The 19,597-nt window shown below is 29.1% G+C and carries 19 protein-coding genes; 10 read left to right on the top strand and 9 right to left on the bottom strand.

The annotated features are described in order from the left end of the window. Positions 1–92: 92 nt before the first annotated feature. The 4 genes from LN42_RS06695 to LN42_RS06680 are packed head-to-tail and all read left to right on the top strand — an operon-like array spanning position 93 to position 2,329. Entirely contained in the window at positions 93–452 is a 360-nt protein-coding gene (locus LN42_RS06695; RefSeq protein WP_014296760.1) for a GntR family transcriptional regulator, read from the top strand. 20 nt (positions 453–472) lie between these two features. Beyond that, a complete protein-coding gene (locus LN42_RS06690) occupies positions 473–1,243 on the top strand; it encodes an ABC transporter ATP-binding protein (RefSeq protein ID WP_075780604.1) in 771 nt (256 codons plus the stop codon). Then, a complete protein-coding gene (locus LN42_RS06685) occupies positions 1,243–1,998 on the top strand; it encodes an ABC transporter permease (RefSeq protein ID WP_014296758.1) in 756 nt (251 codons plus the stop codon). Before LN42_RS06690 ends, LN42_RS06685 begins: the two co-directional genes overlap by 1 nt. A gap of 16 nt (positions 1,999–2,014) precedes the next feature. Further along, positions 2,015–2,329 carry a heavy metal-binding domain-containing protein gene (locus LN42_RS06680; protein WP_014296757.1) on the top strand — a complete coding sequence of 105 codons (315 nt, stop codon included), beginning with the start codon at positions 2,015–2,017 and terminating at the stop codon, positions 2,327–2,329. Positions 2,330–2,352: 23 nt separating this feature from the next. Here LN42_RS06680 and LN42_RS06675 read toward each other — a convergent pair whose 3' ends face one another. From LN42_RS06675 to ispD, 9 genes are all read right to left on the bottom strand, one after another. Then, the gene (locus tag LN42_RS06675; RefSeq protein ID WP_075780603.1) at positions 2,353–3,936 is read right to left on the bottom strand and encodes a 4Fe-4S binding protein; all 1,584 of its coding nucleotides are present in this window, start codon (positions 3,934–3,936) and stop codon (positions 2,353–2,355) included. A 161-nt stretch (positions 3,937–4,097) separates the two neighbouring features. Then, on the bottom strand, positions 4,098–5,267 hold the full coding sequence (locus tag LN42_RS06670; RefSeq protein WP_075780602.1) for an ATP-binding protein: 1,170 nt from the start codon (positions 5,265–5,267) through the stop codon (positions 4,098–4,100). Between the two features lie 636 nt (positions 5,268–5,903). Beyond that, a complete protein-coding gene (gene tmk, locus LN42_RS06665) occupies positions 5,904–6,506 on the bottom strand; it encodes a dTMP kinase (protein WP_075780601.1) in 603 nt (200 codons plus the stop codon). Between the two features lie 25 nt (positions 6,507–6,531). Then, positions 6,532–7,218, bottom strand: a complete 687-nt coding sequence (locus LN42_RS06660; protein ID WP_014296753.1) for a tRNA1(Val) (adenine(37)-N6)-methyltransferase — start codon at positions 7,216–7,218, stop codon at positions 6,532–6,534. Continuing rightward, complete coding sequence (locus LN42_RS06655; RefSeq protein ID WP_156865410.1) at positions 7,215–8,984, bottom strand: hypothetical protein; 1,770 nt, start codon at positions 8,982–8,984, stop codon at positions 7,215–7,217. Before LN42_RS06655 ends, LN42_RS06660 begins: the two co-directional genes overlap by 4 nt. A gap of 5 nt (positions 8,985–8,989) precedes the next feature. Next, positions 8,990–9,850 carry a protease modulator HflC gene (gene hflC, locus LN42_RS06650; RefSeq protein ID WP_075780599.1) on the bottom strand — a complete coding sequence of 287 codons (861 nt, stop codon included), beginning with the start codon at positions 9,848–9,850 and terminating at the stop codon, positions 8,990–8,992. Beyond that, complete coding sequence (gene hflK / locus LN42_RS06645) at positions 9,847–10,830, bottom strand: FtsH protease activity modulator HflK (RefSeq protein WP_014296750.1); 984 nt, start codon at positions 10,828–10,830, stop codon at positions 9,847–9,849. Before hflK ends, hflC begins: the two co-directional genes overlap by 4 nt. A 16-nt stretch (positions 10,831–10,846) precedes the next feature. Then, positions 10,847–11,701: a deoxyribonuclease IV gene (locus LN42_RS06640; protein WP_075780598.1), complete on the bottom strand. Its 855-nt coding sequence runs from the start codon at positions 11,699–11,701 to the stop codon at positions 10,847–10,849. Then, positions 11,694–12,389: a 2-C-methyl-D-erythritol 4-phosphate cytidylyltransferase gene (ispD, locus tag LN42_RS06635; protein ID WP_014296748.1), complete on the bottom strand. Its 696-nt coding sequence runs from the start codon at positions 12,387–12,389 to the stop codon at positions 11,694–11,696. The genes LN42_RS06640 and ispD overlap by 8 nt, the downstream gene beginning before the upstream one ends. A 119-nt stretch (positions 12,390–12,508) precedes the next feature. Between ispD and LN42_RS06630 the strand changes: the two genes are divergently transcribed. The 6 genes from LN42_RS06630 to gatB are packed head-to-tail and all read left to right on the top strand — an operon-like array spanning position 12,509 to position 19,575. Beyond that, positions 12,509–13,453 (top strand): ROK family protein, encoded by a 945-nt coding sequence (locus LN42_RS06630; protein ID WP_014296747.1) that lies wholly within the window; start codon positions 12,509–12,511, stop codon positions 13,451–13,453. 13 nt (positions 13,454–13,466) lie between these two features. Next, on the top strand, positions 13,467–14,174 hold the full coding sequence (locus LN42_RS06625; RefSeq protein WP_075780597.1) for a rhomboid family intramembrane serine protease: 708 nt from the start codon (positions 13,467–13,469) through the stop codon (positions 14,172–14,174). Between the two features lie 6 nt (positions 14,175–14,180). Further along, positions 14,181–15,698 carry an HD domain-containing protein gene (locus LN42_RS06620; RefSeq protein ID WP_075780596.1) on the top strand — a complete coding sequence of 506 codons (1,518 nt, stop codon included), beginning with the start codon at positions 14,181–14,183 and terminating at the stop codon, positions 15,696–15,698. Positions 15,699–15,727: 29 nt separating this feature from the next. Next, the gene (locus LN42_RS06615; protein ID WP_075780595.1) at positions 15,728–16,771 is read left to right on the top strand and encodes an Rpn family recombination-promoting nuclease/putative transposase; all 1,044 of its coding nucleotides are present in this window, start codon (positions 15,728–15,730) and stop codon (positions 16,769–16,771) included. A gap of 24 nt (positions 16,772–16,795) precedes the next feature. Then, the gene (gene gatA / locus LN42_RS06610; RefSeq protein WP_075780594.1) at positions 16,796–18,142 is read left to right on the top strand and encodes an Asp-tRNA(Asn)/Glu-tRNA(Gln) amidotransferase subunit GatA; all 1,347 of its coding nucleotides are present in this window, start codon (positions 16,796–16,798) and stop codon (positions 18,140–18,142) included. Beyond that, entirely contained in the window at positions 18,139–19,575 is a 1,437-nt protein-coding gene (gene gatB / locus LN42_RS06605) for an Asp-tRNA(Asn)/Glu-tRNA(Gln) amidotransferase subunit GatB (protein ID WP_014296742.1), read from the top strand. The genes gatA and gatB overlap by 4 nt, the downstream gene beginning before the upstream one ends. The last annotated feature ends 22 nt before the right edge of the window (positions 19,576–19,597 follow it).

The raw sequence follows: 19,597 nt of genomic DNA, 5'->3' as shown, positions 1-19,597 counted from the left end.
AATTTTTAATTTTTCTCGATTAACAAAACTTCATCAAATCATCATTGATTTTTAACCTACTATCATAGTATAATAGTACAGAGGTGATATAAATGTGGTTTTCCATAGACTTTCATTCGCACACTCCTGTTTACGAACAAATAAAAAACAAAATAAAAGAAAAAATCCTTACCAATGAACTCAAAAAAGATGAATTTATTCCTTCAATAAGAGTTCTTGCAAAAGAGCTTGGTGTAAATTTAAATACTGTATCAAGAGCATATAAAGAACTCGAATTTGAAGGAGTAATAAAATCAGTAAGAGGTTCAGGATATATAGTATTAGGAATTGATGAAAATCAGTTTATAGAAAAAAAATTAGAAAATTTTCAAAAAAGTGTTTTAGAATGTAAAAACGCAAAAATTCAAAAAGAAAAATTGATATCAATAATTAATAAGTTATATGATGATTGATAAAATCTGGAGGTGAATCCATGATATTAAAAGTTGATAACCTTGTAAAAAAATACGGAACTCTTACAGCAGTCAATAACGTTTCATTTGAAATTGAAAAAGGTGAAATCTTTGGACTTATTGGACCAAATGGTGCAGGAAAAACATCAATAATAAAATGTATTCTTGATTTAAGATGGCCAGATAGCGGAAAAATATATTTAAATGGAAAAGTTGCATATTTACCTGAAAAAAAGAATCTCTACAAATCATTAACAGTTAAAAAAATGATAGAAATCAACAACGAGCTTACAGAAAATTTTTCTATTGAAAAAGCATACGAATTGCTGGATAAATTTCAAATAGCTAAAAACACAAAAATCTCAAATCTATCCCATGGTATGCTTACTCAGGTGTATGTAATATTAACCTTTTCACAGGATGCTGATTTATATATTCTCGATGAACCAACATGGGGATTGGATCCATTAATGAGAAACACAGTACTTGAAATAATACGTGAAAGTTCATATCAGGAAAAAAGCATATTATATACCAGCCACATACTTTCTGAAGTTGAAAAAATTGCAGATAGAGTTGCAATAATGTCAAAAGGAAAGATTTTAGAATTGGATTATCTTGATAACATAAAAACAAAATATACAGCAATATCATTACCAAAAAATGAAAAAACAAAAGGATATTTATGGAAAAAATTGGAAAATGAAAATATCTGGATAGTAAAAAATCAAGATGGAGAACCTGTTACTATAGATGAAATCTTTGAAGCAGTGGTAAAGGGGGAATGGTAATGAAAAAAGAACTTTATGAAATGAAAACACGAACAATAATTTCAATAGTAATATTAATTTTATTATTTTTCAGCATAGCCCCTTTTCAAAAATTTTATGTTGATATGATAAAAGAAAATATGGCGGCAATAAAGCCATATGCAGAAAAATTTGGATTTTCAAATATATTGGATAACTTAAATGATTGGAATTATTATATGTATACGCAATGGTTCGGTAAAAACTTTGGTCAATTAATTCCAATTTTTGCAATTATTTTTGCCTTTCCGTTATTTTCCAGAGAATATGAAAATGGAACAATGGAATATTTATTGGTAAGAAAATCAAGAGATTATGTATTTATCACAAAAGTATATATCGGTTTGACAATGTTTATTATATGGATAACAATAGGAATAGTTCTACCAGCTGCATATTCATTAATTTCAGGGAAAGATTTGGCATATAGTCTATTATTCAAATATTTTATTCATATGTTTTTTGGTGGATTGTTCTGGTATGAAATAACAGTATTATTTTCTGTAATATTCAATGATCAGGTAAAACCAATATTAGTTTCAGTTGGGACATTGATTATCACCACAGCTGCAGGATTCATTAAACCTTTATCTTTCTTAAATACATATCCATATATATTAGGCTCAAAAATTATTTCAGAAGGAAAAATAGATTTATTATACACGCTTTCATTATTCTTAATAGGAGAAACGATAGTTAGTATAGCCTATTATCAATTTAGAAAAAAAGAAATTTAATAAGGAGGGGATTTCCATGATAGTAACTACATCTGAATTTGTTCCTGGAAGAGAAATAGAAGAAGTTTTAGGAATAGTTATAGGTAATGTTGTTCATTCAAAACATTTAGGAAGGGACATAGCAGCAGCATTTAAAACACTTGCAGGAGGAGAAATAAAAGGTTATACAGAAATGCTTACAGAAGCAAGAAATATAGCCTATAATCGTATGATAGACGAGGCAGAAAAATTAGGAGCAGATGCAGTAATTGGTTTGAGGTTTTCAAGTTCTGCAGTTATGGCTGGAGCAGCAGAAATGGTAGCTTATGGAACAGCAGTAAAATTAAAATAATAAAGAGGGCTTAAGCCCTCTTATTATTTTGTATGCAATTCAATATAATCCTTAATATCAGACATTGATAAATTGTATTTTTGAACAATATCCTTTAATTCCATTAAAGAACTTTCTTTTTCAGAAATTCCAAATTCTTTCAAAAATGCATTATAATCATCGATATTTTCTTTAATTTCCTTCAAAGTAGTTTTTCCTCTTATAATAAATTCTGAAGTATCATGTTCTTCTTTTTCAACAGTAGAATTACTAATATTTGCTTCTTGATTTTCTGAAACTTCACCAGGCAAATATCCACTAATTACATATGCAATAAATCCAGGTTTAGTCTTTTTTATAATATCCCTTACACTCATATTTTCAATACCTTCAATACTTTTTAATTCATCAAAATCATTTATAGTTTTTCCATATTCAGCAAGAAAATCAGAAACATTCATATCAATATACTCTACAAAACTTCTAATACCTTCCGGTGAAACTATTTCAAGTTCTTCATCAAATCCCATTAATTCAGATAAATCCTTTAACTTAGCAGTTGTTACAATATTTCGAGGAATATTAAATGCTCTATACAACTCTTCTTTTGAAACAGGATAATTATCTATTATTTCCTGTAAAGTAGAAGAACCTCTTATATCATTTATTGAATTGTATGTTCGTATTTTTTCTGTATTAAAATTACCTGAAACATTAGCTATTAAAATTACACCAAGAAATAAAGCAAGGGCTATAAATGCATAATTCCATAGACTTACAGTTTTTTTACTTTTTTCTGGTTTAGTTAAAATAGGTCTAATCTGAAGAGTTAATTTACTCGAATCATTTACCGGACATGCTTCAACACATTTCATACATCTAATACATTGAGGACTGTTTATAGCATTCTTTTCTGAAACAACAATTCCTACAGGACATGCTCTATCACACAATTTACAATTTATACATGTATCCTTTTTCCTTTTAATAGTTAAAAAACTAAAAGAATTAAACAAACCATTTATAGCCCCTAAAGGACATGCATATCTACAAAATGGTCTTTCTACAAATAACGACAATCCTAAAACGAGCAATACAGAAATATATCCAGTAATTGCAATTTCATCTGTCCATATATTAAACAGATTATAATACGGATCATATGGTTCAAAAACTAACTTACTTGTTCGTGCTGTTTGAATAATAATAATTGCAAGAACAATATACTTTAAATATCTTAGAACTCTATCAACCTTTACAGGAACTCTATTATATTTATCTTTAAAAATCTTTTTTCCAAGTTTTCCAACCCATTCCTGAACAGAACCTAAAGGACATATCCAACCACAAAAACTTGCACCGGTAAATAGCAAAAGTGCAAACAATGCAAATAGCATAATAAACACCGATTGATGTAGTTTACTTACATAATTTCCAGTGGTAAAAAATGTATAAAGATTTACAACTCCACCATATGGACATAATGTATGCAAACTTGCAACACCAAATAACTCAACACCAGGATTATTTTCTACAATATAATGTCCAATACTCACATACAACACAAACGCAACAAAAACAATCTGTACCGCCAGTCGAAACTTTTGTAAAGAACTACTTTTCTTCATATCACTCACCCCCACAATGATCTTTTTCATTTTTTTGCAAATATATATTAACATATTAACCTTAGAAAAAACTTAGAAATAAAAAAAGAGATGGAAAATTCCATCTCTTTCAATTGTGACTGTGTGACAACTGTAGAATCTCTGTAGACAACTGTGACAAATTATAAATTTTCTACATAATATTTTACTTTTGCTGGTAAAGATAATATTCCATCATCATTTTCTAAAATTAATCCTTCATTTTTCCAGCGGGTAATATAAGTATATATTGTTTGCCGTTTTATATTTTTTTTCTGTAATTTTTTAACTAATGATGTTCTATCTATGTTTTCTTTAATAATTTCCTTTAAGATAATTTTTTGTATTTCGGTAAAGGATTTTGTTTTAGAAAAAGTTCGTAAAAAAATACTTTTTATAGTTTCTTTGGCAGTTGTTTCATCAATTTTCTTTTTATCTGTATTATATAAAGCAATTTGTTGAGCAATCCATAAAGCATCTCTTGGATTCCCATCACTAAAAGAAGCAATTTCTTCAAGAGCATTAATATGAAAATAATCAGGATAATCTTTAATACGTTTTAATATTAATTTTTTTATATCTTCTTTTGTAAGTGGATCCAGAAAAATCATATCTTTAAAAATATTTTCTAAATTTCCACTCTCATTCCATCGCATTCTATCATTAGAGTATTCCCTATAAATTGAAAAAGGTAAAGAAACAATTGTAATAACATTTTCTTTTAAAAGTATATTTTTCAAAGAATCAAGAATATTCAGAACTTCATCTTTTTTTTCTTTATCTAATTCATCTATTACAATTAAAATTTTTCCATATTCTCTTATCAATAATTCAAGCAATTTTTCAATATACTCCTTAATAGTATATATATTAAATCTTTTTTTATTTGACAATCCTTTTTCATACGTTGCACTTGCAAAAGCATTTATTCCCCCGCTATAATTTGAGTTAAAACTTTTTTCTGTTAAAATAAAATCTTTTGCTTCCAGCGCTATTTTTTCTATATTTTTATTTTTTAAAGATAATGATAATTTTGATAATTTATAAAGAAAATCAGCTATAATAACCTCTTTAGAATCTTTTTCAGTAATTAATATATTGAATTTTGTGGAATCTGCTGTTTCTATAAAATTCAAAACAGTAGTTTTTCCTACACCAGTTTCACCACATACTCCAAAAATTCCCATGGGTTGAAAATATGCAAGATTATTTAAATGTTTTAATTCTTTTTCCCTATCTACAAGCAAATCTTTATTGCTAATGGGGACATCAAATAGCGAAGAAATTATATATTTCAATTTATCATTATCCATAATCATCACCCCCTATTAATTATTATAACATACAATTGTGACTGTGTGACAACTGTAGAATCCTTGTAGACGATTGTGACAATTCTTGTTATGGGCGAAGATTAAGAATTTCCCGCAGCAGGGATTACAGGATAGTTGGAAAAAATAAAAGCGAGTGAAGGCTCGCAGAGTGTCCAAGGTAAAATTACAAACGATTGAAAAAATAAAAGTGAATGAATACTCGCAGAGCACCCGAAAAAAACTGCGAATGGAGAGGGTCAAAAAAACAGGATGTTTTTTTGAGCGCAGCTTCTGCAGGGATGCAGAATCTAAGCGACCCCGCGAATATGAGCAGTTTTTGAGGATTAGTGCTCAAGTCGTATGAATGAACTTTTATTTTTTCAATCTACAACAAAAAGGACGAACATGGATGTGAGTCTGCAACGACCGGCGGGAACGAGAATTTTTGAGGATTAGAATTTTCTACCTGTTTGAGCGATTATTATTATTTCTATTTTTCATAAAACTTTCTAAGATCAGCTCTCAAGTCGTATGAATGAACTTTTATTTTTTTCAATCTACAACAAAAAGAACTAACATGAACATGAATTTTCACTAAAAAAAGACTTTCAGGAAAAATCCTGAAAGTCTTTTTTTTTAGATATTTACATATTTATTGATTATTGCAATAAGCTCATTATATTCAACATCAAGCGTATTTTCACCGCTAATATACTCAATATTCCTCTCAGGGAACCACTCTTTTAACTTCAAAAACCCTTCCCTTGCCTTTTCAAAAAATTCTCTTCCTTCACTTTCAATTCTATCCTTATTTTTATTCTTCATCCTTTCAAAAGATGTTTCAACATTCACATCAACAACAATCGTCAAATCTGGCATTATTCCATCTAACGCATGTTTATTAATCTCAAAAACCTCTTTCCAACCAAGCTCTCTTGCATATCCCTGATAAACAATTGAAGAGTCAACAAATCTATCAAGAATAATAATCTTATCTTTATTAGGTTTTATAATTTCCTCTATTAATTGAGCCCTACTGGCAGCAAATAATAAAGCTTCACTTACGTGACATATTTTATAATCACCCAGCAATAATTCCCTTATCTTCTCACCAAGTTCTGTTCCACCTGGTTCTCTATTCCAGATAACATCTTTATTCTTAATTTTAAAATATTCAACTAATTTTTTTGAAAGAGTAGATTTACCAGAACTTTCAATTCCTTCAAAAGTTATAAGCATATAATATATTTCCTCCTTTAGCACATTATAATCCAGAATTCTTAAAAAATACAGGTGGATGAATCTTTAGATTTTCGCCACCATTTTTTCGTAAAATTCCACCTATTAATTGACATTCACCGTTCTTTTTCCCATATCCTAAAAACATTTCCTGCAGTGAAAATTTATATTTCCAGGCAAGTTTCAAAAAACTTTCAAAATGAACAGGATGATAAACAAAAATCATTCTTTTCTTATTCTTTAATAAATAATTGGCTGCATAAAAAAACTTTTCAAGGTCGTTTATATCAAATGTTCTTGCAGTTTTTCTATCCTCATATGGGCTTATCAAAGATTTATCAGAATAATGTGGTGGATTTGTTATAACGCAATCTATTGATTCCCTTTTAAAGTATTTCTCTATATTTTTTATATCATCGTTAATAAAATCAACTCTATTTAAAAGATTATTTGATTTAATGTTTTCTAATGAACATTCAAAAGGTTCTTTTTGAATTTCAATTCCGGTAATTTTTATATCTTCATATATCTTTGCAAGAGCAATTGAAACATTACCAATTCCAGAACCAAGCTCAACTATATTTTTTTCATTTTTTAACAAATCTGAAATTTGAGCAAGAAAAGTGGAACCATGTGTTGGTAAATGATATTTTCCTGGTGAGCATAATTTCAAATTTCTAAAAATGTCTTCTATTATATCAAAATTTATCATTTTATCACCGTACTACCTTTATTTATAATATTTAAAATCTTTGAATTATCAATTACACTTCTTGAATAATTTTCAACATTCAAATCATTAATATTTGAATTTACAATTTTTGACCAGGAAAAATTCTTTTGAATCATTGTATTAATGCTCGAATTATCAATATATGCTTTACTAAGATTTTCTATTTCCACATTAGCAAAAACAGATTTAATACTTTCTAGCATATTTACATTATTCATAACTATATTTTTAAACGTACTTTCTTTTATAAAAATCTCCTCTGAATTGAATAAATTAATTTGGGTTTTATATCCTATAGTATTATATAAACAAATTCTAAAATCATTTGAAGATATTAAATCTGAGTTTTCCAGAAATTCAGAATCTTCAAGATATATGAGCTTTGCATTTTTACCTATAATTTTAACCTTATCAAAAATAGTTTTAGAAGCAATAAAAATTCCACCATCAACTATTATTTCTCCATTACCGTTTATTAAGGATTTTCCAGGTCCCGGCATAATAAAGAAAACACCTTTTATAACTAATTTAGAATTAGAGACAAATTTTAAAATACTTCCAGACTCAACCATAACAACACTATCTTTACCTAAAACAGTTTCTCCACCAATTAAAAATTCTGAATTAATCTGTGGCAAATAAAGGTTTTCATTTGAAGATTCAAGAATATTTCTCACCAGATGAACAAAAGTTCCAGAAAAACGAATTGTAGGTTGTGAAGGAAAACTTAAAGTTCCAAATTTACTTTTTTTCCTGATCATTGCAACATTTGCTTTTTCAAGTCTGGCATATGCCGCCTTTGTTTCCACTTCTTTTTTCCAACCATATTCATAAGGTGTTTCCACAATATATGATTCAATATCAGTTTCATAATCCCAGCCAAATGTATCAACAGAATAATCAATTAACTTTGGGTTTCCTGAAGGCATAGATGGAATAGAATATTCCACTTCTATTTTTATTTTCTTTGTGGTGATATTATTTCCATTATCAATAACAAGCAATGTTCCATCGTCGGTAGTATCATCCAGTATTTCGCTCATTGTATATGTTGAATAAATACCATCTTTTGTTTTTAAAAATACTTTTAAATCCTCATCTTTTGTCCAATCATCAAAAAGTTTAATATTTGTATCTCCAAATACAGAAATTTTAAGTGTATCGTTTAGAATTTTAGGTGGTTTATCTTCACCGGTATTAATGGTTATTATCTTTTCTTTAGAAATATTTCCATATTTATCAACTGCGTAAAGTTCAAAATTTTTAGTTCCAATATCCTTTTTTAGAGGAATTTTTATATTTATATTAAAATTGTAAGTATTGCTTGCATCTTTTAAAATAAATCTTGAAAGATCAGTAGCTGGAGAAGCAGCGGTAACATTTAATTCTCCAGATTTCAAATAAATATTTAAAAATCCAATTTCTGGCGCTGTTGTATCATAATAAAATGTAAAAGTTCTTTCTGAAACCTTATTTTTATTTTTGTAAATTTCCATTCTTAATGTATGTTTTCCTTCTTTTAAATCTTTAAAATAATATTCGCTTCCATTTTTTTCATATTTAATTTCATTTTCTCCTTCGAAGAATTTTACTTCATAATCTAAACTTTGAGGAATTTGAATTTTAATAGGGAAAGAAGGTGACGCAATGTCACCTTCGATTGTAATATTTATTTTGCTTTGTTGATCACATGAAATGAATATAAACAATATTAAAAACAAAAAAGGTATTAACAATTTTTTCATCAATATTACTTCTCCTCATATAAGAACTTTAAAATAGGTGAATCTGGTGATAGTAATAATATATTATTTTCCATAGAAGAATTATATATATCAGCTAATCTTCTTAATTCAAAGAATTCTGGACTTTGATTATATGCATCAGCATATATTGTAATTACACTTGCATCTGCAGTACCTTTTATAACCTCGGCATTTTTCTTGGCTTCGGAAATAATAATCTTAACTTTCTTATCAGCTTCAGCTTTTATAATTTCTGATTCTCTTTGACCTTCAGCCCTTATTTGGGCAGCAATACTATATCTTTCTGCCATCATTCTATTATATACAGCTTTTGAAATATCTGGTGGCAAATCAGTTCTTTTAACCCTAACATCTACAATTTCAATACCAAAATCCTTAAGGTTATGACTGCTTCTTTCAGTAATTTCTTTTAACATTTCTTCTCTTTTTTTAGATAAAACCTCTTCAAAAGTATATTTTGCAACTAAATCCCTGACATTTGAATATACAACATCATCAATTCTTGTCAAAGCAAGCTGTACAGAACGCATACTTTCCATAAATGTTTTTGGATCATTAATTCTCCAGATTGCGTATGTATCAACAACTATAGTCTTTTTATCTGCAGTTATTATTCTTTCTGGTTCAATATCATATAACATTAACCTTTTTTCAAATTTTACCACATTATCAACAAATGGTGTTTTAAAATTAATTCCCGGTTTCGTTACAACTTTTCGTATTTGACCAAATCTTAAAACTACTGCCTGTTGTTCCTGGTTAACAATGAACATAGAAGATAAAATCAACCAACCAACTAAAATTAATAATACAATTATAATTATTTTATTTTTGGTGAGCTTCATTTTGTACCACCACCTATTTCTGGCAAATTAAGCAATTTTAAAGTTTCAGAACTATCAACAATAATCTTTTCCTTTGAATTTTTAAGCAAACCTTCAATAGCTTCAAAAATAATACGTTTCTTTGTAATATCCTTTGTCATCTCATATTCTTTTAGCATAGCCTTAAACCTTTTAGCTTCACCTGTAGCAAGCGCAACCTTTTCATATGCATAAGCTTCAGCTTCTCTCATAATCTTTTGAGCTTCACCCTGAGCTTTTGGAATAACGTCATTTGCATATCTATTTGCTTCATTTATGAATTTTTCCTTATCCTGTTTGGCGCTATTAACATCATCAAAAGCCTTTACAACTTCAGCTGGTGGACTGACTTCCTGAAGATAAACATTTTCAATTTTTATACCTGCACCATAGCTATCAAGAATTTTCTGTACCTTTGCTGCAGTTTCCATAGCAATTCTATCCCTTTCAGTGGTCAAAACATTATCAATTGGATTAATAGCAACCATTTCTCTTAAAACACTTTCTGTAGCAAATTTTACCATTTCAAATCCATTGAGTATCCTGAATTCAAATTTTACAGGATCAGCAATTCTGTATTGTACAACAGCTTCGAGATTTACAATATTTTCATCACCTGTAATCATTAATGATTCTTCATCTACAGGTTGATACTCAATCTTTCCACGATAATTTACAGTCCTAAAACCAATTTCAATCTTTTTCAAAGTTCTTACATCCACAATTCTATGTGTTTGAAATGGATATGGCAAATGCCAGTGAATCCCTGGCCCTGTACTTGAAGTATACTTACCAAAAGTAAGTACCAATCCCATTTCAGATGGTCCAACCTGATATACGCTTGTTCCTGCGTAGGCTAAAACCAATAAAATTACAACAGCCCAGATAATCTTTCTAAAAATATGCTTATTTTTTCTGGGTTTTTCTTCTTCAACATCAAAAATTTCAAAGTTTTCTGACATCCTTCCACTCCCCTCGTTATAGGTTTTCCAGAATTTTTCTAACAGTGATTATATCCTCAGCATGTTCCTGATCATCGCCAGGTGTTTCTAAATGCATAGGAATTTTTAAAATTTCCTCAAAAGAGAAAAACGTTTTAAATCCTTCTATACCAATTTCGCCTTTTCCAATAAATTCATGTCTATCCTTTCCAGCTCCTAAAGGAAATTTTGAATCATTTAAATGAATCATTTTTAGTTTATCTAAACCTAAATATTTTTCAATTTCATCTAACAAAGCTCTTACTCCATCTTTACTTCTAATATCATAATTAGAATCAAAACCATGGCATGTATCATAAGTCATACCAATTCTATCTTTAAAGGATGTTCTATTAATAATTTCTCCCAATTGTTCTATCTTCCAGCCAATATTTCCGCCTTTTTTTGCAACATTTTCTAAAAGTATATAAATATCAAGATCCTTTACTTCATTGAAAATTATATCTAAAGCCTTTGCAATTCTATCATAACCATATTCATCACCTTTACCAAGATGAGAACCAGGATGAACATTAAAATATTTAATTCCTAATTTTGCTGTAACCTTTATTTCTTCAATCATAAGATTAATAGATTTTTGCCAATTTTCATCCTTATGAGAAGCAAGATTGATTAAATATCCAGAATGAACCAAAACATCTTCAAATGCTATGTTATTTTTAATCATTTCATATTTAAATTTTTCAACATCTTTTTCATCAGGTTGTTTAACCTTCCATGTTCTTGGACTGTGTGAAAAAATTTGAAATGTATTTCCGCCAATATTTATTGTATCTCCTGGTACTTTTCTAAATCCTTTTGAAGTACTCATATGAGCTCCAATTTTAACCATTAATTATACCTTCTTTCAATAACCATTTTGCAAATTTAATATCAAATTCAGTTGTTATTTTTATGTTATATTCCTCACCAGGAATTATTCTTACAGTATTTCCAGCTTTGTGGAATATACTTGCATCATCAGTAAAAGCCTTTAATTCATTCTCAAAATTTGTATATGCCTTATATAATTTCTTAAAATCAAAAGTTTGAGGTGTTTGATGAATATATATTTCATTTCTATCGAGAATTTTTTCCACATTATTGTCTAACACATATGAAACAGAGTTTTTTTCAGGTAATCCCAAAACAGCAGAACCACATTTTTCAGCGATTCTAATACTTTCATTTATTTTTTCTGTACTTACAAATGGTCTTGCTGCATCATGTATAGAGACGATTTTAGCATCATATTCAAATTCATTGTATATAAACTTTAAAGCATTAAAAACAGATTCCTGCCTTGACTCGCCACCATTAATTATACTATAAATTTTGTTAATTTCATAACATTCTTTTTTTGTTTCTTCAAGAAAATCTTTATTTGCGACAACGATAATTTTGTCTATTAATTCCGAATATTCATATTTTTCTAATGCAATTCTTAACAAACTTTTACCTAAAATCTGGTAAAATTGTTTAGGAAAGGTTAAATTTGTTCGAGAACCTTTTCCTGCAGCGACAATAATGCCGATATTCATAAAATCACCTCTTATCGAATCAATTTTATCCACTTTATTATATAATTATACTATAATATTATTAATATACAATATCAGTAGAATTTTGAATCAAAAAATTTTGAAAGGGGAGAGAAAATATGTATATAGTTGGAGTGGATTTAGGGGGAACAGAAATAAAAACAGGACTTGTTTCAAAAGATAAAGGAATAATAAAAAAAGTTGCATTACCAACAGAAGCACATCTTGGACAGGAAAAGGTTGTTGAAAATATAGTTGAAACAATAAAAATGGTAAGTGAAGGTGTAGAAAATAAAATAGAGGCAATAGGAATTGGTTCACCAGGTTCAATTGATAGGGATCACGGAATAGTTAGATATTCACCAAATCTTCCGTTCAACAATTTTGAACTTGCACATCATATTTCTGAGAAAGTGAAAGTTCCAACATTCGTGGAAAATGATGCAAATGCATTTACTCTTGGTGAATGGTATTTTGGTTCTGCTCAGGGGATGAAACATTTTGTAGCATTAACTCTTGGTACAGGTATTGGTGGCGGTGTAGTTTCTCATGGAATATTAATAACAGGAAGAGATGGTATAGGAGCAGAATTGGGACATGTAATAGTTGATCCAGATGGACCATTATGTGGTTGTGGTTCAAGAGGATGTATAGAAGCAATAGCTTCAGCGAGAAATACTGCAAGATGGGCAAAAGAATTCTCTGTAAAAATACCTGAAAACAAAGTAGTTGAACTTGCCGGTGGAATAGATAAAATAGAATCAAAACATGTTTTTGAAGCATTAAAAAGCGGTGATTACGTAGCAAAATTGGTAGTTGAAAAAGTAACAGATGCTTTGGCAAGAGCAATTGCAAATTATGTTCACATATTCAATCCAGAATTAATAGTAATAGGTGGTGGAATGAGCAAAGCAGGAAATGCATTAATAAAACCAATAGAAGAAAAAATAAGTCTATATATAATGCCATCATTTAGAGGAACATTTAAAATATTACCTTCAGCATTAGTTGAAGATGCGGGGATTCTTGGTGCATCTGCAGCTGCAATGTATCATACAAGATAGAAAGGAGTAAAAAATGGATTATATAAAAAGGATTTTCAGATTTAAAGATGTAACACAAAAGATTTTTACATTCAATATTGTAGTATTTGTCTTAATGTTTGTATTTGGAGGAGGATTTGGCGCGTTTTCAAATTCATACACTTTAATAGTTGCTGGAGCACAATATGGAAAATTAATAACCATATATCATCAATACTTTAGATTTATAACAGCTTTATTTGTTCATGGTGGAATATTACATATATCCTTCAACCTATACGCATTATATTATCTTGGAAATATAGTAGAAAGAGTATATGGTCCATATAAGTTTCTAACAATATATCTTGCATCAGGAATAGGTGGAGGAATACTTACACAAATATTCATTCCAAATTCATTTTCTGTAGGTGCAAGTGGAGCGATTTTTGGTTTAATTGGGTTATTATTTGGCGCAGGATTTAGAGATGATACACCACCAATGCTTAAACCAATGACAGGAACAGCATTATTACCGGTAATTTTAATAAACCTTTTTCTTGGATTTACATCATCTGGAATAAACAATTTTGCGCATATTGGAGGATTGCTTGTAGGATTTACATTTGGTTGGTTAACATCGGTAAGAGATACATATACATCATATAAAATATGGAAAATAGCAGGGTATATAAGTCTTGCATTAATATTAATATCATTTGCATGGCTTATATTCTTTGATATACAATTAATATTGGGGTGATAAAAAATGGAAAAATTATATTTTAAAGTTTCAAGAGATCCAATATATTCAGAAATATTCTTATATCCACTTGAAATTGTAATAGCTGATACACCTTTAGTACAGAGATTAAGATATTTAAGTCAATTAGCAGGAGCTGAATATGTATATCCAAGCGCAACACATACAAGATTTTCTCACTCGTTAGGAGTAATGCATATAGCAGGATTATATGCAAATAAATTATTTGAAGATAATCACCAGAAAATAAGAATAATAAGACTTGCAGGTCTTGTACATGACCTTGGTCACGGACCATACAGTCATCAATTTGATGACGTAATTTACAAAAGAATGGGATTAGATGATGGTCATGATGAATACAGAAAAAAGATATTAAACACAAAATTAATAGAGCAGGCATATAATGTATATAAAAAGCTCAACGATTCAAGAACCAAAAAAGATTTTCTAAAAGACTTATCTTTAACTGTAAAAAGAGAAATTTTAGATAATGAAAAAGAAATAAAAGAAGCATTAAAAGAAGTAATGAATATGATAAACGAATTATTTGAAGCAGAAAATACAGGTGGAAGTCCAGAATTTAACATTGTTCAGGGACCTTTAGGAGCAGATAGACTGGATTTTGTTTTAAGAGATTCATATTATGCAGGAACAAGAGATTTTGGAACTGGAGACCTTGACAGAATAATAAGAAATGCATCAATAAAAACTTCAAATGGAAAAGAAAAATTGTGTTATAACATAAAAATAATAGACAACATCTACACAGTTCTTTTTGCAAGGTTTATGATGTACAAAAATGTATATTTCCATAAAACCTCAAGAGCAGCAGATCAAATGATACAGGAAATATTACGATTAGCTGATGATATACTTGATATAAAATCAAGAGTAGAAGACCTTGATAAATTTGTATCGCTCACAGACCAGAGGATAATAAATGAAATAGAAATGGTATATGAAGAATTATACGAAAAGAAAAACAATGAATTGTTCAGCATAAGCCCTGAATTAATGCAAAAATCAGATAAAGTTGCCAAAGCATATGAACTGGTAAAAAGATTAAAATCAAGGGATTTATGGAAGTTATTAATAGAAATTCCATTTTCAACAACAGGATTAGATCCTTCAGTAATAAGCGTAAGCGTTGCAGAAAATGTGCTAAAACAATTAAAAACCAATATAGAAAAAACAATAAAAACAGATATTCCAAAAGAAGACAAACAGGAATTATCGTATATACTCGATAACTTTGAAAATCTATTTATAATCGATACGCCATATAAATTATCATTAATGCATCCAAAAGAATTCCTTTCAAGCGATGTATCAATTCTTGATTATAACGGTGATATACTTAGATTTGATGAAGTATTCGAAAGATATCCTGCATACAAGTTTATGGAAAGCAATTTAATACAGATATCAAGAATATATTTAACAGAAGATAAAAGGGAAATATTAAGAAAATACGATTTAGTACCAAAAATTGGAGGTATTAACCTAACCACAAGGTGGTGAGATTAAGTTATAAAGTAAGGGGGATGCAAATGGGATATTATGATCAACTATTTAAGGAGATATTTTCCGATAAAGAGATGTTAGTTGAATTTATAAACCTATTTGTAAAAAAGCTAAAAAATTACGACATACAACCTGAAAACATAACAATAGAAAAAACAAAATTCACAGATTTAAAGTATGGAGATAGAGAAAGCGATTTATTATTTAAAATAAAATATGAAGAAAATGAATTATTTCTATATTTAATAATAGAACATCAATCAAGTGTAGATTATTTAATGCAATTTAGAATACTTGAATATATGGTAAGAATATGGAAAAAATATATAAACGAAAATAAAGAACAATCTAAAAGGAAAAGTTTCAAGTTACCGCCAATAATACCAGTAGTATTCTATAACGGAAAAAGGCGATGGACAGCAGAAAATTGGTTTATGAGAAAAATAATTAACTGGGAAGAATTTAGCGTATATGTACCTCAATTTAAATATGAAATAATAGATTTAAGTCAAATAGAAGAAAAAGACTTATTAAAAGCAAAAAATGCATTAAGTTTATTATTAGCTGTAGAAAAATTGGATAAAGAGGAAATATCAAAATCCTTAAAAGAAATAAAAGAAGTACTTGAAAAACTACCAGAAAATGAAAAAGAGAAATTCGGTGAATACATAAACGGAATAATAAAAGTATTGGTAAAACGAGAAAAGATAATAGACACGGATATAGAATTTGAGGAAATTAAGGAGGTGAATTATATGTTTGAAAATTTTGTAAGAACTGTTGAGGAAGCAATAAAAGAAAGTAAAGAAAAAGCTAAAATAGAAGGTTTAGAAGAAGGTAGAAAAGAGGGATTACAGCAAGGATTACAACAAGGATTGCAGCGTGGAAAAGAAGAAGAAAGAAGAGAAATAGCTAAAAAATTATTATTGAAAAAATTCGGTAATAAAACGGAACCAATATTACCAAAAATCGAAAAATCAGATTCTAAAACAATAGAAAATATAATAGAAAATATATTCGAGCTTGATCTAAAGGATATAGAAAAAATTATCCAGAAAAAGCTTAATTAAAAGAGATGTAAAAGGAGGATTTCGATGAAAGAATTTAAATATGATGCAGAAAAAGCAAAAAAAATAAATGAAAAAATAAATGCAGTGTTAGAGTTTACAGAAATAGAAGGCAACAAAGAAGGAAAATATCACAACACACCGTTTATGGTAAAAGACAATATACAAGTATTAGGAACAAAAATGACCTCAGCATCAAAAATACTTGAAAACTATAATTCAACATATACCGCAACAGCAATACAAAAACTCTTAAATGAAGGTTTCAAAATCGTTGGAAAAACAAATCTCGATGAATTTGCAATGGGGGGTTCAAATGAAAATTCAGCATTTGGACCTGTAAAAAATCCATGGGATCTTGAAAGAATTCCTGGAGGTTCAAGTGGAGGTTCTGCAGCAGTTGTTGCTGCGGGAATAGTACCATTTGCAATAGGATCAGACACAGGAGGTTCAGTAAGACAACCAGCATCATTCTGTGGAATTGTTGGATATAAACCAACCTATGGTGCAATATCAAGATATGGCCTTTCAGCATTTGCTTCATCTCTTGATCAAATTGGAGTACTTGCAACAAACGTAAAAGATGCAGCAACAGTAGTAGAAGTAATGTCAGGAAAAGATGAAAAAGATTCAACAACACTGGATATAAATTGGGATTTAACCTCAGAAATAGAAAAAGAACCTGAAAAAATAAAAATAGCAATACCAAAAGAAGTATTTGAAGTTGAAGGAATAGACCCAAAAGTACTTGAAAAATTCAAAGAAAACATAGAAAGATTAAAAGAAAATGGTATCGAAATAGAAGAAGTGGAAATTCCACATTTAAAATACACCGTTTCAATATATTACATAATAGCACCATCAGAAGCAAGTTCAAACCTTTCAAGATATGATGGAATGAGATTTGCATTAAGAGAAGAAAAAGAATCATTAAAAGACACATACATGGAAACAAGAGATAAAGGTTTTGGAATAGAAGTAAAAAGACGTATATTCATGGGTGCATTTACATTAAGCTCAGCATATTATGATGCATACTTCTCAAAAGCAGCAAAAATAAGAAAACTATTAAACGATGACTTTGAAAAAGTATTTGAAAAATACGATGCAGTATTAACCCCAACAACAACGATGCTACCACCAAAAATTGGAGAATTAAAATCCCCACTTGAATACTATTTAATGGATTTATTTACAATATCAGCAAACATGATAGGAGCACCTGCAATTAGCATTCCTTCAGGATTAATAGACAATTTACCATTTGGAATACATCTAATATCAAAACCATTAGAAGATGCCAAAATGCTAAAAATAGCAAATAAATTTGAAAAAATATTCGGCAGGCTTGAATTACCGGAGGTGCAATTATGAGCAAATACAAAACCACAATAGGACTTGAAATACACGTACAATTACTAACAAAAACAAAAGCATTCTGTTCATGTTCCGCCAATGCATTTGAAAGCGAACCAAACACAAACATATGTCCGGTATGTACAGGACAACCAGGTGCTCTTCCTGTATTCAACGAAGAAGCATTAAAATTAGGAATAAAAGCAGCAATAGCATTAAATGCAAAAATAAATGAATACTCAAGATTTGATAGAAAAAATTATTTCTATCCAGACCTTCCTAAAGGTTATCAGATTACACAATATTTCTATCCATTGGCAAACGATGGATATATAGAAATAGAAGGCAAAAAAATCAGAATAGAAAGAATGCATCTTGAAGAAGATTCAGGAAAAATGTTCCATGAAGGTGAAAAACTTGAATCAGCATCATACAGTCTCGTTGATTACAACAGAAGCGGAATTCCTCTTATAGAAATAGTAACAAAACCAGATATAGAATCTCCAAAAGAAGCAAGACTATTCATGGAAAAACTCAGAAATATATTGAGATATGCAGAAATCTCAACAGGAGACATGGAAAAAGGTGCTTTAAGATGTGACGCAAACATATCAATAACAAATACAGAAACAGGATTCCAGAGTAATCGTGTTGAAGTAAAAAATATCAACTCATTTAAATTCGTTGAAAAAGCGCTTGAATATGAAAGAGAAAGAATAATTCAGCATTTAGAAGAAGGAAAAAACGTACCAATGGAAACCAGAGGTTGGAACTTTGCAACACGTTCCACATTCTCAATGAGATCAAAAGAAGAAGAAGCAGATTACAGATACTTTCCTGAACCGGATATTCCACCTGTAATAGTTACAGAAAAAGATATCGAAGAAGTTAAAAAAACAATGCCAGAAATGATAGACGAAAAGAAAGAAAGATTTATAAAAGAATATACAATAAAAGAATACGATGCAGAAATTCTCGCATCAGACAAAGAACTTGCAGATTACTTTGAAAAATGTGCTAAACTCGTTAAAAATCCACAATTTGTAAGTAATTTCATAATCACAGACCTTCTAAGAGAAATGAACAAAAACAACATAGAATTAAAAGACATAAAAGTATCGCCAGAACACTTCAAAGAATTAGAAGAATTAATAGATAGCGGAAAAATATCAACCAAAATAGCAAAAGAAATATTCATAGACGTATTTGAAACAGGAAAATCACCAGCAGATATAGTAAAAGAAAAGGGACTTGAACAAATAGATGATGACGAAACATTAAAAGAAATAATCAAAAAAATCATCGAAAACAACCCAAAACAGGTTCAACAATACAAAAATGGAAAAACAAAATTATTAGGTTTCTTCGTTGGACAATTAATGAAAGAAACAAAAGGAAAAGCAAACCCACAAAAAGCAAATAAACTTGTAAAAGAAATGTTGGAAGAATAACTTTTAATCATCACCACAGCAA

This window comes from Marinitoga sp. 1137, from assembly GCF_001941525.1.
Lineage (GTDB): Bacteria > Thermotogota > Thermotogae > Petrotogales > Petrotogaceae > Marinitoga > Marinitoga piezophila.
This window is presented reverse-complemented; position numbering and strand designations above follow the sequence as displayed.

Coding starts and splice junctions, on each gene's coding strand:
- LN42_RS06615 (WP_075780595.1), top strand. CDS start 15,728: ATGGGATATTATGATCAACTATTTAAGGAGATATTTTCCGATAAAGAG.
- LN42_RS06660 (WP_014296753.1), bottom strand. CDS start 7,218: ATGATAAATTTTGATATAATAGAAGACATTTTTAGAAATTTGAAATTA.
- LN42_RS06695 (WP_014296760.1), top strand. CDS start 93: ATGTGGTTTTCCATAGACTTTCATTCGCACACTCCTGTTTACGAACAA.
- LN42_RS06625 (WP_075780597.1), top strand. CDS start 13,467: ATGGATTATATAAAAAGGATTTTCAGATTTAAAGATGTAACACAAAAG.
- LN42_RS06675 (WP_075780603.1), bottom strand. CDS start 3,936: ATGAAGAAAAGTAGTTCTTTACAAAAGTTTCGACTGGCGGTACAGATT.
- tmk (WP_075780601.1), bottom strand. CDS start 6,506: ATGCTTATAACTTTTGAAGGAATTGAAAGTTCTGGTAAATCTACTCTT.
- LN42_RS06670 (WP_075780602.1), bottom strand. CDS start 5,267: ATGGATAATGATAAATTGAAATATATAATTTCTTCGCTATTTGATGTC.
- LN42_RS06640 (WP_075780598.1), bottom strand. CDS start 11,701: ATGGTTAAAATTGGAGCTCATATGAGTACTTCAAAAGGATTTAGAAAA.
- LN42_RS06655 (WP_156865410.1), bottom strand. CDS start 8,984: ATGAAAAAATTGTTAATACCTTTTTTGTTTTTAATATTGTTTATATTC.
- gatB (WP_014296742.1), top strand. CDS start 18,139: ATGAGCAAATACAAAACCACAATAGGACTTGAAATACACGTACAATTA.
- LN42_RS06690 (WP_075780604.1), top strand. CDS start 473: ATGATATTAAAAGTTGATAACCTTGTAAAAAAATACGGAACTCTTACA.
- ispD (WP_014296748.1), bottom strand. CDS start 12,389: ATGAATATCGGCATTATTGTCGCTGCAGGAAAAGGTTCTCGAACAAAT.
- hflK (WP_014296750.1), bottom strand. CDS start 10,830: ATGTCAGAAAACTTTGAAATTTTTGATGTTGAAGAAGAAAAACCCAGA.
- hflC (WP_075780599.1), bottom strand. CDS start 9,850: ATGAAGCTCACCAAAAATAAAATAATTATAATTGTATTATTAATTTTA.
- LN42_RS06630 (WP_014296747.1), top strand. CDS start 12,509: ATGTATATAGTTGGAGTGGATTTAGGGGGAACAGAAATAAAAACAGGA.
- gatA (WP_075780594.1), top strand. CDS start 16,796: ATGAAAGAATTTAAATATGATGCAGAAAAAGCAAAAAAAATAAATGAA.
- LN42_RS06680 (WP_014296757.1), top strand. CDS start 2,015: ATGATAGTAACTACATCTGAATTTGTTCCTGGAAGAGAAATAGAAGAA.
- LN42_RS06620 (WP_075780596.1), top strand. CDS start 14,181: ATGGAAAAATTATATTTTAAAGTTTCAAGAGATCCAATATATTCAGAA.
- LN42_RS06685 (WP_014296758.1), top strand. CDS start 1,243: ATGAAAAAAGAACTTTATGAAATGAAAACACGAACAATAATTTCAATA.